This is a genomic window from Shouchella hunanensis (assembly GCF_028735875.1).
Classification (GTDB): domain Bacteria; phylum Bacillota; class Bacilli; order Bacillales; family Bacillaceae_D; genus Shouchella; species Shouchella hunanensis.
This window is the reverse complement of the sequence record NZ_CP117834.1, coordinates 923411-939527: the sequence shown is the minus strand read 5'-3', so window position 1 is coordinate 939527 and position 16117 is coordinate 923411. Positions and strand designations below refer to the sequence as shown.

The following is a 16117-nucleotide window of genomic DNA, read 5'->3' as shown; positions in this document are numbered from 1 at the left end:
TTTTTCACTTTATTTAATGCCTGACATGGTGAATCCATCGACAATGTATTTTTGAAAGATCGCAAAGATAATCAGAATCGGGACAACCATTACAGCAGAGCCAGCCATTTGCAATGCGTAATTCTCGCCCGCTTGTCCTTGAAGGAGCGCGAGTCCAACGGATAAGGTATAAAGGTCTTGAGAATTTGCAACGATTAATGGCCATAAGAAGCTATTCCAAGCACCGATAAAAGCAAGAATACCTTGCACAGCTAGAATGGACTTAGCCATTGGAAGAACGAGCTTAAAAAAGATGTAGAATTCACCTGCTCCATCTAATCGAGCTGCTTCAATTAATGCATCTGGTATTGTCGTCATAAATTGCTTGAATAAGAATATGCTAAACGCGGCGACGAGTCCTGGCAAAACAATACCTGGCATGGTGTTGGTTAAACCCATTTCGTTAAGAATGAGATAAACAGGAATCATCGTCACTTGTCCAGGTATCATCATTGTGGCAAGAACGAGAAAAAACAAAGGGCGATTTCCTTTAAAATCGAATTTTGCAAAGCTGTAGCCTGCCATTGCATTGAAAATTAATCCAATAAGAGCGCACCCAACTAAAATTAATGTATTTCGTAAGTACGTTCCAAAGTTCATTTCGGTAAACAAGCGAGTGAAGTTTTCTAATGTCCAGGTTTCTGGAAAAATCCGAACAGGTATTTGGATAAGCTCTGGATTGGGTTTAAATGCCGATAAAAGCATCCACAAAAAAGGGATTGAAAGGATAAACCCAATTATAATAAGAAGAATGGAGACAAATCCAATCTCAATCTTCGAGCGTTGTTGTTTTTCAGCCATACGAGCCTCCTACATGTCGCCTTGTTTTCGACGTAATGTAAACTGAATTAAAGTGGCGATGATGATAATAACAAAAAGTACAAATGAAGCGGCGGCAGCATAGCCAAAGTTACTATAACTAAACCCAGCTTGATAGATAAATAAAGCAATTGAAATCGTACCGTCAAGTGGACCGCCTTCAGTCATCACGAATGGTTCTTCAAAAAATTGTAACCAGCCGATAAGCGTTGTTACAGTAATAAAAAACGTTGCAAACCCTAAAAGTGGGAAGGTGATCTTAAAAAACTGTTGAGTTCGGCTCGCACCATCAATGGTGGCTGCCTCATAATAGTCTTTTGGAATCGACTGTAATGCTGCTAAGTATATTAGCATGTTAATGCCAATTCCCTTCCAAACAGCTAAGATGATCAACGATAATTTAGCAATCGTTGGGTCCTCTAACCACGGTACGGGTCCTGTATTAAAGAAGAGCAACACTTGATTGAAAAGCCCATAGGAAACATTATAAAGAAATCCCCATATAACAGCGATAGCAACAATATTCGTAATCGCAGGCATGTAGTAAATCACTCGAAACAAACGGAATAGCTTGTTCGAACTATAATTTAACAGAAGAGCTGCCCCTAATGAACTGATAATGACGAGAGGAACACCAATAATGACATAGAAAAAGGTGTTGTACATGGACGTCCAAAAAATAGGGTCAGACAAAAGAACTCGGTAGTTCTCAATGCCCACGAAGGAAATAGCCGACCAATTTGAAATGCCGCGTAAATCCATATCTGTAAAGCTAATGGTAAGAGCGATAATAATCGGTAGTACAGCGAACAACAGGAGCAACAGAACGGCCGGAGCAATAAAGATGTAGGGAGCACTTTGGCGCTTGCCTTCTCTAGCTGGTTTTTTACGTACCAACTCCATTTAGTTTTCCTCCTCTCCATTATCGGTCACAATCATTGGCTCAATTCGCGATCGAAAGTCATTTATTTCTTCTTCAATCGTGTAATCAGCTCGTGTAATTCGTTGTTCTGATCGTTTCCATTCATCATTAATACGGTTCCAATTTAAGACTTGCGGCTGTGCGCGCGATTGTTGCAATTGCTCATAATAGGTATAGAGGCGTTCGTCTTCTTGTAGAGCCGGGTCTTCCCAAGCATCAACCCGAGGTGGTAACACTCGAACGTCCTTGAAGTAATCGATTTGCGTTTGCCGATCTGAGAGGTAAGAAAGAAACGCTACCGCTTCATCTGGATGTTCTGTCCATTCGAAGATCGCCATATTTGAACCACCAATGACAGATGTATTATTTTCTTTACTCGGCATTAATTTTGTATCCCACTCTTCAAATTCTGGGTAGTTATCAATTAACTGCTGATACCGGAATGGGGGTTCAAAAAACATTGGCTGAATCCCATCAACAAACGACTGCATGGGATCTAATCCAAGTCCAAGAGGAGCAAGGTCCTCTTTAAAGAAACGAGTATAGTAGGTAACCGCTTCAACAAAAGCAGGATCAGAGAAATCAACGCCTTTATCAGCTGTTTCAAACTCGACGCCGTTCTGCCAGGCAAAAATGTACGGAAGCGTATCATCATTTTCAGGTAATGTCATGGCATATAAGCCATCTCCTCGGTCATACAAGGCCTTGGAGGCTTCATACAATTCTTCCCATGTGTCTGGGCCTTCTGGAAAGCCGACATCAGCTAACAAGTCTGTACGATAAAAGAGGACGCGGGTTTCTACATACCAAGGAACGGCAACTAATTCACCATTGTAGATAGAGGAATCAACGGCACCATCAAAAAAATGATCAGGATTTAAATTTGGATAGTCCTCTACGTACTCATCTAAAGATAAAAACGAACCAGTGCTTGCAAAGTCAGCCATATAGGACGTACCTATTTGAACCACATCAGGACCGCTACCGGAGGCGACGGCAGTGAGTAAGTTATCATAAATATTTCCCCATGGAATGGCTTGAAGATTGACTTTTACGTTTGGGTGCTGCTGTTCAAACTGCTGAATATACCCTTCATTTACGAGCTGCTCGGCTTCCCAACCGATCGCCCATACATCTAATGTAACGCCGTCTTCTTCACCATTTGAACATCCTACTAGTCCCATAGAAAGAAGCAACGGTAGTGCACATAAACTTTTCCGCATAAGTGGTTCTCCTTTTTTTAAGACTTAACAAGTGAGAAGGTTAACGTATTTTCCTCTTCACAAACACTGCTTCCATTTACATAAACACGGAATTGGCCAGGATCACTTGCAAACGTTAAATCACTATGGTAGTACTGCAACATATCGTGAGAGATTTCGAATGTTACGGTTTTTGTTTCTCCCGGGGAAAGTGAAACTTTTTGAAAGCTTTTTAGTTCTTTCACGGGTCGAACGACTTCTCCGACTACGTCTTGAATGTAGAGCTGAACAATTTCGTCCCCTTTAACTTCACCGATGTTTGTAATATCCACAGAGACAGTTAGTATGCCTGATCCATCCCATTTAGCTGACGATAGCGATCGATTGCTATAACCGAACGACGTATAACTTAAGCCAAAACCAAATGGATATAAAGGTTCGTTTGGAATGTCGATGTAGCGTGAGAAAAAGCGCTCATTGCTTCCAGGAGGTAGTGGACGACCAGTCTGATAAGCATTGTAATAAACGGGAATCTGTCCAGTGGCTCTCGGGAAAGACATAGTTAATTTCCCGCTTGGATTGACTTTTCCAGAAAGAATCGCAACAACAGCTTTTGCACCTTCTGAGCCAGGATGCCAGCACTCTAAAATGGCGTCAGCGTACGGTTCTAACTCAGTCAAGTCGAGTGGACGAGCATTAAACAAGGCGACGATGACAGGTTTGCCTGTCTCTTTTGCTAACCGTGCTAATTCAATTTGACATGGTGCCAAGGTGATGGAGGATCGACTTCTCCCTTCTCCGCTACGGTCTTTCCCTTCACCTAAAGCAAGAAGGAGGCAGTCTGTTTGCTCCATTGCCGCGATTGCTTCCTTTAGAAGTTCTTCATCGCGTTCATAAAGTTGCGAGCCTTTTGCATAAATCGCATGTGTATATTGTTTCTGAACGGCTTGTCTCAGTGTAGTCGTCTGATCTGTCTTACCGAAAATCGACCATTCTCCAAGCAGGTCTTGATTGTCTGCATAAGGGCCAATTAAGGCGACGGATGTCTGTTTATCTAATGGAAGTACGTTTTCGTTCTTAAGTAAAACCATACTTTTTTCTGCAACTGTTTGAGCTAAGGCAAGGTGTGAAGGGTGTCCAACAACCGTTTGTTCCTTTTCAAGACTAACCCCACGATAAGGGTCTTCAAATAAACCTAGCTCATTTTTTAATTGCAAAACACGTAAAACCGCTTCATCGATGAATGTTGAATCAATCATGTGTTCATCTATTAACGATGCTAATGAATGGGCATAAGATAAACTCATCATATCAATATCAACACCAGCTTCTAGCGCTTTTTTAGCTGCTTCGGCTTCGTTTTCTGCGACACCATGTGGGATCAGTTCTTGAACGGCACCAAAATCTGAAATAACGACGCCGTCAAACTGTAATTCCCCTCTTAATAAATCCCTTAGTAACGTTGAGTTAGCGGTAGCTGGGATTGAATCAACAGTGTTAAATGCCGTCATCACTAACTTGACGCCAGCTTCTAAGGCAGCTTTATAAGCTGGGAGATGCTTGTCTCGAAGCTCTCTTTCTGATAAGTCAACGGTATTATAATCACGTCCACCTTCTGCCAAGCCATAGGCCGCAAAATGTTTCACGCAAGCACCAACACGATCATTGGCAATTAGAGAATCTTTCCCTTGAAGTCCGCGAACAGTAGCTGCTGCGAACAAACTGTTTAAAAGTGGATCTTCACCAGTTGATTCCATGACCCGACCCCATCGTGGATCACGTACTAAATCAGCCATCGGAGCAAAGCTAATATGGAGACCTGCACTAGCTGCTTCTTTAGCTGAAATCGTTTGCAATTCTTCGATTAAGGCTGGGTCCCACGTTGCACCAAGTCCAAGAGGAATGGGGAAAATGGTTTCAAACCCATTAATAACATCGGCCATAAATAACAATGGAATACCTAAGCGGCTTTTCTTTAAATGTTCACGTTGAATACCCATTAATTTCATTGCTCCGGCTACACCGAGAACAGACCCACTTTCTTTGATCATGTCTTCTTCAACTGGGAATTCAATTCGCCCAGTCACAGGTGTGCTGTCCTCTTGTTCAGAGTAAAAAGCACCAGCAAACTGAGTGAGCTGTCCAACTTTTTCAGCTGTTGTCATCTCATGTAAAAGTGCTTGTAATTGTTCTTCTGTCATCTGTACACCTCGTAAGTGAATAATTGGGTGAAACGTTTCACCTAATGGTAAAAAAATATATAAATACTTTACGTATTTAATTTGTAACGTTTCACTAACTGTGGATGACATCAGTATACGACTTAAGTAAAATAGAATGCAAGAGAAAATTTTAAGAGCCTCTGATTAGCTGTTTGTAGAGGCTCTTATCATTAATGTTGTGGGGACGAGAGCGTGGTGTGCTTCCTTATTAGCTATTAAAGCCATTAAGACTGTTGCGGCTTCATTTCCCCACGATCTAGTTGAGTAATCAACTGTTGTTAAAGGTGGTGAGACATATTGACTCAATAGATTATTGTCAAATCCCGCTAGCTTGATTTGGTCTCCTATTACAAACCCATTTTCCTGAAAAGAACGTTGCATACCTACTGCAGTACTGTCTGAAAGGGCAAATACATTGACAGGCTCTCCTGTCCATTCTTGCATAATCGTTTCCGCTGCCTCTAATCCACCGTCAAGCTCAAATTCTCCTGTTATGATGTGAACAGGGTGAGGGGGTGGCGTATTTCGAATGACCTTGTGAATGGCTTCAAGCCGTTCTTGACTGTCGAAGTTCTCTTGATTTCCGGTCACGATATAGGTTTTTGCAGCGGGAAAGGTGAGAAGATGCTTGATCATTTGTGTTGCACCTCTTTGATTATCAAGCAGCACTTGACGAACATGCTTGTGATAAAACAAACGATCCAGTACGACCATCTTTTTTCCTGCATCGGCTAATTGCATCATTTCATCAGAGGTGATTAAATCATCCATGATAATGCCACCATCAACCGAGCCATCAGCTAAAGAATCTGTGGCGTTTTCACCTGTACAAACAACGGTATCATAGCCGGCCTCGGCACTGGTTTCAATAATGCCAGCAAGAATATCTCCAAAGAAGATCCCTTTGCTTTCTTTTATGAATACGCCTACTTTTTTCGTTTTTCTCGCTTTAAGGGTGCGGGCTGCAGCGTTAGGGCGGTAATTTAGCTCTGCTGCCACCTGTTTAATATGCTCCGTGGTTTTTTTAGAAATTTTCGGGTTGTTGTTTAACGCATAAGAGACGGAAGTCATAGAGACGCCCGCCTTTTTTGCAATGTCTCGGATACTTACCATGAGCTGTTCCTCCACCTGAATTGTATTGCTTTCTATGTTACAGGAGTTTGGGTGGTTGTCAATGGAGGGTGGAAGGTTAAAGAAAGTAGCTAACTTGAAGAAATTATGATGTTAAAGACTATTCCAAATCGATACAGGAATGATTTAATATCAAAAGAAGAGGGGGGTTATAGCCCCTCTTTTACTTTTTCATGGTTTTTCTGTTTATCTTTTTCGAAAAACAGAATAAATGCTGGTAACAACATGCCTCTTACTAGAAACGTGTCAATAAGGATACCTATAGATACGATGAAACCAAAAACAAAAAGGTCTGCTACAGGCATTGTCGTTAGAGCTGCAAATGTAGCAGCTAGTATAAGACCCGCAGAGGAAATTACTGCCCCTGTATTCGCGATGGCGATCTCTAACGCTTTCTTCACATGATGTTGTTTTCTTTCTTCAATAAATCTAGAGGCCAACATTATATTGTAGTCAATACCGAGCGCTACTGAAAAGATAAAGGCGTATACAGGCACTCTTGTACTAACGGCATCAAACCCAAATAATGTATCGACTAAAAAGATTCCTAATCCCATAGCTGAGAGATAGGAAAGCAATATGGTGGCTATCATATAAGAAGCCATTTTAAGTGATCGTGTTAATACTACAAGTAAAGCCAAAATCAAAATGGTTTCTAACACAACAATAAGCACAATATCTTGATTATTTACGCTTCGTTCATCTACTAGTTTCGCCGTTGTCCCCGTAACGTAGACATTCGCTTCAATTGCCTCATCAGAAAGAGAATTTGAAAAATCTTCTCTAAATGTTTCAATAAAATCCATTGCTTCCGTTGAGTAAGGATTCAGCGCTAACGACATGCTTAACGTCATAGCAGAGTTTTCCTCATTCGTATTGGTTTGATTGATTTCTGATATTTCGTCGTAAGCTGTGTATTGATCAACTAGATTGGCTAACTGAGTTGGATCTAGTGCATTTTCTGACTCTAATAAAATGGTTGTAGGAGCTAATTGGCCTTTATCAAAATTTTCTTCAACAATGTCATAACCAACTCTAGACCCTAGGTCCTCAGGGAAGTTTTTTACACTATTAAATTCAAAATCAATGATTGTAACATTACTTGCTGTAACAATAAGGATGATCCCTACTAATCCACCGAATAATCCCGGTCTTCGAACAACTAGTTTTGCAAAGCGATTCCAAAAACCATTTTGTGGTTTCTCAGACTGACCTTGAAGATATTTAGGGATTTTTGGCCAAAATGCTTTCCGACCAAATAATGTGAATAAAGCAGGCACTAGAGTGATAGAAGCAATGCTAATGACTGCTAATGCTACTCCAAAAACGGGTGCGAAGTTTTGATAATCTCTAAAATCCGCAAAGAACAAAATGGATACTGCTGCTAGAACCGTTAAAGCTGCAATAAAAACAGGTTCTCCTGTTGCTCGCATAGCAGATTTCATTGCACTATATTTACTTTCTCTAACAAATAGCTCCTCTCTGTATCGTGAAAAAACAAAGAGTGAATAGTCGATTACTGCAGCAAATAACAATATACTCATGATAGAAGTCGTAGAGTTATTAATTTCTAATCCGTTAGCACCTAAGAGACCTAATAGTTGATTTACTATCTGATAAACAATGATGGTAGCAAACAATGGAATGATTGCTAGTAAAGGTGAACGATAAATAATGATGAGCAATAATAAAATGATAACAACTGTAGCAAGCAATAGAACAAAATCGGCTTGCTCAAATAATTCTAATGTATCCCCGGCTATTCCAACAGGACCAGTTATAAATAATTCCGTTTCACCTGCTAATAGTGTGGTTCCATACTCTTCTATTTGCGTATTGATGTCGTTATATTCTCTTGCGCCTAATGAAGTCTCTAGCTCATAAGGGACAATGATGGTGGAACCATCCACAGAGGTGAATTCAGTTAAGGCCTCTTCAGGTAATAGATGAAACGGTAAAACCGTTTTTACACCATCCATATTTTTATCATCCAATTGTTGGATAAATTCACCAATTTGACTCGTGTCTAATTCAGAAGAGTTGTTATGAAATACAAGTATTCCAGGCGTCCCTTGTTGGTTAGGAAATAATTCTTCGATTTTAGAATCCGCTATAATGGATTCAGCTTCATTAGGAAGTGATTGGAAATTGGTGACTGTGGAATCGCTTACCGGTGGACCAAATGTTAGTATAATCATTAAAAGTAACCAAGCTATAATGGTTATCCACATTCCCTTTTTAGTAGAAACCCAGTCGGTAATGGGATATAGTAATTTTTTCAAAAAAACGCCTCCTCTATGTAGTGGTTAGTTTAGAGAGTTTATCTAAACTGTAGCTAAATTAATGAAGACATATTCGTGAACAAAAAAGAGAGCCATAAGAGGCTCTTTGAAACGCTCAAACGATTCTAAGTCCAACGACAATGATTACTACCGTACTTAAAAAAGCTGATACAAATAAGTAATTCGCATACGTTTTTGTCAGGGTTTGTAAAGGTTTATCCTTTTTTAAAGGTAACTCTTTTATTTTCTTAGTTAAACGCTTGCTTGTAATAGTCACAAATAGAATCGTGAGAAGAATGGTTACAGAGCCCGCTTGTTCCATGAAACTTAAATAAAAGGGAATTCCTTCACGCGAAAATGGCATGATCATATATAAACCAGATAGCAATACAAAAATAGAAGCAGGTATGACCCCGTACGTTACCCACTGTTGCAGTTTTTTAATAAGAGTTTTAGTCAGCGCATGTTCTATGTTTACATTTGTTAAGGATTTCAGCACAAATCCAAGTGAAATGAAGGATCCAACCCAAAAAACAACGCCTATAATATGGATAATATATGCAATCTGATACATCTTAACACTCTCCCATAATAAATTTTATTCATTAAGAAAATGAACAATGTCTATTGTAAAAGGGAAACCTAAACTAAAGATTAACGAGTGCTCTTTTCATCTGTAACAACTGTCGTAACGTCGAGTGGCAGAAATACTTTGATTTCTGTTCCTTTATTCTCTTCACTCTTAACAGTCATTCTTCCTTTATGAAGATCAACAATTTCTTTTACTATTGAAAGGCCTAATCCAGTTCCTCCGACGTTCTGCGCCCGTTCTTCACGATAGAATCGGTTGTAAAGCAACGGAATCGCTTCCTCTTTAATGCCTATACCACTATCTCGTATCGTTACCTCAAGTTCATCTTGGTGTACGTGTGTACGTAAAAAGATGGTTCCAAAGTCTCGATTATATTTTATGGCATTATTTAATAAATTCGTCCATACATTTTCCATTAACTCTTCATCCATTTTGATGGATGCAGGTATAAATGAATAACTTACTTCAATATGTTTATCCTCTAGCTTCCACTGATTGTAGCGAATAATCGATCTTAACTGCTCATCGACTCTTACAGTTTCGAATCGGCTAGGGAAATCACGCTGATCTAAAGAGGTAAGAAGCAATAATTGTTTTGTCAAAGAGGAAAGTCTTCTTGATTCTTCTCTAACAATCCCAAGGAATTCTCGTTGTTCTTCCGTTAGTGTTTCTTGATTCGCTAATAAACTACTGTACCCTTCAATATTGAGAAGGGGGGATTGGAAATCATGTGAGATGTTGGTGACGAAAGCCTTTCTTGCTTCATCATTATGTAGTAGCTGATTCTGCATATGATTAAAGCTTTTCGCTAACTCGTCAATTTCATCTTTTCTATTTATTCGCAAAGTATAAGAATAATTTTCGTTTGAAATTGCATGAGCGGCATTTTTAAGTGAAACGAGTGGTTGTACCAAATAACGAGTCATTAAGAGTACACTTGCCAAGCTAATAATAGTGACTGTCGCAACAAAACCGACTAAAATTGCATGAATGTTTGAGAAGATCAACTGATTCTCTTGCCTTGCAAATAAAGCATAAGTGGTTCCATCCACACGAACTGGAACACCTACAGTATTTAAGGCATTGTTAGAAAAGTGACCCATAATGAGTAAAGGGCTTTGATAATCTCGAATGCCATTGTAAACGACCTGATTAGTGAGAATGGGCTCAGAAATTGCTAATGGTAACTCATCGTTTTTAAAAGGTTCTCCAAATGTTTTGGTGGATTCTGAAGAAACGAGCATTAATTGATAACCAAGATTACTTATAGACGTTAAATATGCATGTAACGTCTCAGCATTGTGATGAAGTTCTTCCAAATCATTCGCAATAGTGGTAGCTGTGCTCACCATTTCATCATTAATGGAGGTTTTAGTGTGGGTGTAATAAATTACATTTGAAAAGGTAAAGGCGATAAGTAGACTTATACTAAGAATAAGGGCAACTGCTAAAACAAATTTTTTATACAAAGAATTCAAGGATCGTTCACTTCCAATTTTTAGCCTATGCCTCTAAGTGTTTTAATACTTACAGTAGCACCAGCTTGTTTTAAGCGTTCTCTAATTCGATTAATATGTGTGTTTAACGATTGTTCAGTGCCCTGATCGTAATCCCATACTTCCTCAATTAAAAAGTCTCTACCTACAGGCTTCTGACTTCTCTCAATTAATAAAGATAAAAGCTCAAATTCCTTTAGTGGAATCATATGAACATGGTCATTAATCGTTAACTCGTACGTATCACGGTTTATGTGAACATTACCTGCGGTTGCTTTTCGAATGAATGATTTATTTCTTTTTAAGACAACGGCCACTCGAAAAATGAGTTCCTTGACTTCAAAGGGCTTAACAATGTAGTCATCTGATCCTGATAAGAACCCTTTTTCTTTATCTTCTAAATTCCCTTTAGCGGTTAACAAAATAACGGGAATGTCGTATTGCTCTGTTAAGGTCTTTGTTAAAGTGTAGCCATCCATTCCTGGCATCATCACATCAACAATAGCTAATTGAATAAGCATATTAGGATTATTAATGACAGAAAGTGCTTCCTCTGCGTTGTTTGCACAACAGACATGGTAGCGGTGAGCTTTTAAATGTATAGAAACCAATCGTTGAATATTGCTATCGTCATCGACGATTAAAATGGCCATCTTGTTTCCACCTCATTTCTTTTAATGATTATAGAGGCAAAAGATAAATTTCAGATAAACTTTTTTCTTTCGAAATAGCTAGCGTGACGACATTCTTTATGCGCTTATTTTAGTTTTAATCATTGACAGAAAGGGTAGAAAGAATACCTTCTATAAAGGAACTGTCAATTTAAAAATTTTATTCATTGTACGAATTCCATCTACTCAAGTATCTCTGATTATGTAAAGAAATAAGATAGTGAACGGCTGCTTTTATTCGAAGGTAATGTGGGAGGAGGTGAAGAGGTCGGGCAGTGCTTAACATGTGCCTTAAGACGAACAAGCTTGTTCATGCTAGAAAATGCATCAACAAGCTTGTTTGTTTATATTGAGTAAAGCTGTAAGACTTCTTTCCAGTTAGCGAATGATTCTTTCTCAGGGTGATTCTTGACGATGCCAGCTAACTCTACAAGTCTTTCTTTTGCGGCATGGCTTAAATCTGAGTTTATCCCGGCTTCTTGTAACATGTTAATCGAACTGTTTAATTCAAATGCTCTTCTCTCTGCATGAACAGCACTTCCTGTTACGAGACGATTTAATGTTTCAACAAACGGTTGGCGATCCATTGTTTCCTCTAAGGAACTTATCACATCATCAGATATATGATACGCTTCAGCAGCTTCCAATGTTTCAAGGTATAAGCCGACAATACCTTTCATGAAAATACTACGAACGAGTTTAATAGCGGAAGCATCACCAGCCTTGTTTCCAACTGCTTTAATAGACATGTGAAGAGGGGACATTTTGGCAATGAATTCTTTCGTCCCTGTTCCACTTGCAGCTATCGGTACTTTATGTTGATAAACGGGTAATGGACCTAACATAGCGGCATCGACAAATTGAATGTGCTTCTGCTCAAGATTTTGTTGTACTTGTTGCTTAATAGAAGGGCTTGAAGCGGAAACATCAACGTAAAGAAAGGATTCATCTTGAATTGCAGCGCACACAGCTTCGTTTACTTCCACCGCTTTACTCGCAGGTACTGCTACGAATAGTACGTCTACCTCTTTAATCAGTTCTTTTATAGATTCTACTAAAGTAACTTCTGTTTGTTCTGCACGCTCTTTAATGGTCTTGCCAAACGTTTCATGATCAATCATAACGTCGTACGCACGAATGGACGTTACTCCTTCTTTTTTTAGTCCTTTTGCTAATTCGTAAGCTGCTTCACCAAAGCCTAAAAAATGTACGTTCATTAAAATCATCCTTCGTTAAATAAAAATTAGTTGTTCTTTTTTTCAGTGTGGTAATTCATAGATGTAAGCACACTGTTTACTTCACTTAAGCGCTGCTTTACACGTTCGGAGTTTGATAAGGCTAATGCACTAATTAAATAGTCAACAAGAAAGAAAGAGGAGACGACTGAATTGTGAGAAGATATGCTTTCCGCTGGACAGATTAAGTGTGCATCTGCATAAGCAAGCAATGGTGATGAAAACTTATCTGTAATGACGACGACTGATGCTCCATTTTTTTTAGCTTGATCAGCGTAATGCATCAACCTAGCCCCATATCGCGCAAAACTAACAACGATAAGGACATCCTCCTTAGAAAAAGAAATGACGTCGTCGGCCCAATCGCTTGAATCTGCAAGAGTAAGCTTGGTGTTCCCGAACATTCGATTTAAATTGTGCGTTAAGTATTGTGCTACTGGTAATCCGCTTCGAACACTCGTGCAGAAGACATTGGTTGCTTTTTCTATAAGTGACTCAACTTGTGAAAAGTTTGTCTCCATATTAATCTGATTGGCTTGTTGTATTTGTGCTAGCTGCAAATTATAGTGATTTAACCAACTTTCATTTTGCGAGAGTGTGGTTAGGTTTTTTTCTAATCTTGTTTGCGGCGTACTCTCTTCTTTTAAAAGAAGCTGTAAATTCTTTTGGAACTCGGAGTATCCAGAAAATCCTACACTAGACATTAGTCGCATGACAGTAGTGGTACTTGTTCCGACTTTCTTTGATAGTTCTTCAACAGTCATAAAGCCGACATCGTTGTAATGACTTATAATAAAATCGACAACTAACTTCTGTGATCGCGGTAAAGACGAGATGTTTTCTTTTAATCGATCTAAAGGATTTTTCATAACAGTACACTCCTAAGGGAAATAGTCTTCATTTAAAATCATATCGAACATTAAATAGAGTGTCTATGTTCCCTTTAGAAGAGACGGTTTAAACAGTTTTTAACCAAGCAGGCTTAATTTGACCTTCTGCGATTTTCTTTAATCGTTCTGCTTCATAATGAGCCTTTTCTTCAGCGCGCTGAAGTGCTCCTTCAACTTCTTCACGTGGCAATACAATCACACCATCTGCGTCACCCATAATAAAATCTCCAGGTTGGATCGCTAACCCTCCACATTGAATCGGATCATTCACACGACCAGGACCATTTTTTTTGGGTCCACCAGGTACTGCCCCACGACTAAACACCGGAAACGTAGATTTTGATAAAGTAGACAAATCACGGATAAAGCCATCAATGACAAAGCCATTTAAGTGCAACGCTTCAGCTGCTGCTGCCATTAGTTCACCAATAACGGCACGCTTTTCATAGCCGTTAGCATTTACAACGAGTACATGACCAGGTTGAGAGTGATAGATTGCGTGATGAACAGCTAAATTATCTCCGCTTTCTACATCAATCGTTACAGCGGTTCCTACTAATACGCTATCAATATGACATGGTTTAATCGGATGCTCCATTTCAATCGGTCTATCCATTACATCACTTAATAGAGTGGTGCTTACTTTTTTTGCTCGTTCCACCCATTCTTTAGGTAACAATTCAGGTGCTTGATGTAAAACGATGTTCGTGGTACTCATGGTAGTCATCCTTCCGTTTTCTTCTTTTTTGTATAAGAAAGTAAATAACCAGAAAAAGCGGCAATCGATGTTACAAAATAGACGGTGCTAGCCAAGTTCTCATCAAGGTTTATAACCCAATTTCCATTTGCAACGAGTAAACCGAGTAATTGTCCAAGAACGAGTACGGATCCTAAAAGAATAAATAAGGTAACTGAACATATGAAAATGATCATCAATACTTTTCTCATCTTAAACGCCTCCTATAAAGGAATTGGGAGTATGCCCATTCCAATCAACCAACTAATAATCAATAATGGAATCGTGTAATAAATTAGTAACGGGATGTATGTTTTCTCTGCACCGATTTTGGCCATTCCAGTTGCTACATAGATAGGTCCTGAGGTTGGTGTACTTCCTTCAGTTGCTCCAAACATCATAATGGTAACGACCGCAAGTAGCGGGTCAACGCCAACAGCTGTAAGAGCGCCAAATGAAGCAAGACCAATTGTTGCTATTGTTGCCGATGTTGCTAATGGTGTTGCCACTAATGTAATAACGATCCCGACAATGGCAATCATAAGCCATTTAGGAACGGCAAAAGATGTCATGAGTGCTTGTAATTGCTCGGTTAATCCAATTTCATTTAAGACAGCACTAGTAGCGAATGTGAAAATTAAAACAGGTCCAATCACAAAATATGAAGGAGCTGTTTTCTCAAAAAATCGACTCCATTCTTCTTTCCCTTTTGGTAAATGATTGCGTCCAACGATGATAGTAAAAAGAATCATAAATACAGGAACCCAAACAATGAAGGAAATCGCGTCCATTGCTGATTGCCCAACACCCTCTAGTGAAACAAACCAATTGGCTAGAGGTCCAAAATTAATAAGAAGTGGAACGACAATGCCTAAAAATATGAGTAATGATGTCCAGCCAGCTCGAAAGGAAGTTCCGATTGGTTGAATTAAATCCGGATGAACAGGTTGAATGTTATAGCGTTTCGTCATAATAAAGACGACGAGTACTCGATGAACCAATGCATAAAGACCGGCAACGTACAGGGCAATAAATAAGCTGCTTTGCCCAACACTAGCAGCAACCGGTGCAAACCCTAACATAATGAACATCGTGGAGTTAGGCGGGATAATACTACCAAACCCAGAGTTTCCAGCGACGATTGATGCAGCATGCTCTTTTCTCCAACCAGAACGTTCCATCCAAGGTATGGTGATAGAGCCTGTCGTTGCAGCAATTCCTGAACCTGAACCTGCTACAAGTGCGAATAAGCCAGAGCCAAAGGTGTTCACATAAGCAGCTCCTCCAGGCAGCCGTCCAATTAATGAATTAAGGATCTGAATAATGCGTCCGATAAGCCCAGTATGATTAATGAGTTGAGCCATAAAAATAAACGCTAAGGATGCAAAAACGACTTCATGTGTAAGCCCTCTCATTAAACTGGGAAGAAATAATTCAAATGCTCGATCACCTGCAAATAATAATGTTGTTATAAAGCCTAATATCATTGCTTCGCCAATATTTCGTCTTGTGAAAATTGCCCAAATCAAAATAATAACGATGAATGATATAAGTGCCCACACTGCCATTCCCATTTCGTTATCCTCCTCGAAGAAGTTAAGGTAATATTCATTACCCATAAAATAAAAAGGTAATAAATATTACATTTTGATCATTCTAACACTGATTTGTTTTTGTGTAAACGCATACATATAACTTTTTTTATTTTACAGAACAAAATGGGGTATTTATGAGATGGAATCGTACACCAAGAGTATAGTAATCAGGTTATAGAGAATGGGGCTAGATGCCAAAAAAACTCGTTTATATACGTAACGAGTTTTGGGCGGGCGGGGCTACCGCGAATTTGCTAGGAAGAAAAAGGGGTAGTTATGCAAGTA

Annotated in this window: 14 protein-coding genes; all 14 read right to left on the bottom strand. The window is 39.2% G+C overall.

Annotated elements, in window-relative coordinates; translation table 11 throughout:
- Positions 1-9 precede the first annotated feature (9 nt).
- Entirely contained in the window at positions 10-840 is an 831-nt protein-coding gene (locus PQ477_RS05000; protein WP_035397814.1) for a carbohydrate ABC transporter permease, read from the bottom strand.
- 9 nt (positions 841-849) lie between these two features.
- Positions 850-1761, bottom strand: coding sequence for a carbohydrate ABC transporter permease (locus PQ477_RS04995; RefSeq protein ID WP_144560012.1), 912 nt, complete (start codon positions 1759-1761; stop codon positions 850-852).
- Positions 1762-3003, bottom strand: coding sequence for an extracellular solute-binding protein (locus PQ477_RS04990; protein ID WP_274273059.1), 1242 nt, complete (start codon positions 3001-3003; stop codon positions 1762-1764).
- A 17-nt stretch (positions 3004-3020) separates the two neighbouring features.
- Complete coding sequence (gene bglX, locus PQ477_RS04985) at positions 3021-5294, bottom strand: beta-glucosidase BglX (protein ID WP_349775496.1); 2274 nt, start codon at positions 5292-5294, stop codon at positions 3021-3023.
- Positions 5295-5348: 54 nt separating this feature from the next.
- On the bottom strand, positions 5349-6317 hold the full coding sequence (locus PQ477_RS04980) for a LacI family DNA-binding transcriptional regulator (protein WP_035397818.1): 969 nt from the start codon (positions 6315-6317) through the stop codon (positions 5349-5351).
- 167 nt (positions 6318-6484) lie between these two features.
- A complete protein-coding gene (locus PQ477_RS04975; protein ID WP_274273058.1) occupies positions 6485-8617 on the bottom strand; it encodes an MMPL family transporter in 2133 nt (710 codons plus the stop codon).
- 115 nt (positions 8618-8732) lie between these two features.
- Positions 8733-9191 carry a hypothetical protein gene (locus tag PQ477_RS04970; RefSeq protein ID WP_274273057.1) on the bottom strand — a complete coding sequence of 153 codons (459 nt, stop codon included), beginning with the start codon at positions 9189-9191 and terminating at the stop codon, positions 8733-8735.
- An 80-nt stretch (positions 9192-9271) separates the two neighbouring features.
- The gene (locus tag PQ477_RS04965) at positions 9272-10687 is read right to left on the bottom strand and encodes a sensor histidine kinase (protein WP_274273056.1); all 1416 of its coding nucleotides are present in this window, start codon (positions 10685-10687) and stop codon (positions 9272-9274) included.
- Positions 10688-10707: 20 nt separating this feature from the next.
- Positions 10708-11358 (bottom strand): response regulator transcription factor, encoded by a 651-nt coding sequence (locus PQ477_RS04960; protein WP_274273055.1) that lies wholly within the window; start codon positions 11356-11358, stop codon positions 10708-10710.
- A 362-nt stretch (positions 11359-11720) separates the two neighbouring features.
- Positions 11721-12593 (bottom strand): DUF1932 domain-containing protein, encoded by an 873-nt coding sequence (locus PQ477_RS04955; RefSeq protein ID WP_144560000.1) that lies wholly within the window; start codon positions 12591-12593, stop codon positions 11721-11723.
- Between the two features lie 26 nt (positions 12594-12619).
- Positions 12620-13480, bottom strand: a complete 861-nt coding sequence (locus PQ477_RS04950; protein ID WP_144559998.1) for a MurR/RpiR family transcriptional regulator — start codon at positions 13478-13480, stop codon at positions 12620-12622.
- A gap of 88 nt (positions 13481-13568) precedes the next feature.
- Positions 13569-14219 (bottom strand): RraA family protein, encoded by a 651-nt coding sequence (locus PQ477_RS04945; protein WP_158332078.1) that lies wholly within the window; start codon positions 14217-14219, stop codon positions 13569-13571.
- A gap of 5 nt (positions 14220-14224) precedes the next feature.
- Positions 14225-14449, bottom strand: a complete 225-nt coding sequence (locus PQ477_RS04940; protein ID WP_035398561.1) for a hypothetical protein — start codon at positions 14447-14449, stop codon at positions 14225-14227.
- A 12-nt stretch (positions 14450-14461) separates the two neighbouring features.
- Positions 14462-15811: a TRAP transporter large permease subunit gene (locus PQ477_RS04935; RefSeq protein WP_144559994.1), complete on the bottom strand. Its 1350-nt coding sequence runs from the start codon at positions 15809-15811 to the stop codon at positions 14462-14464.
- Between the last annotated feature and the right edge of the window lie 306 nt (positions 15812-16117).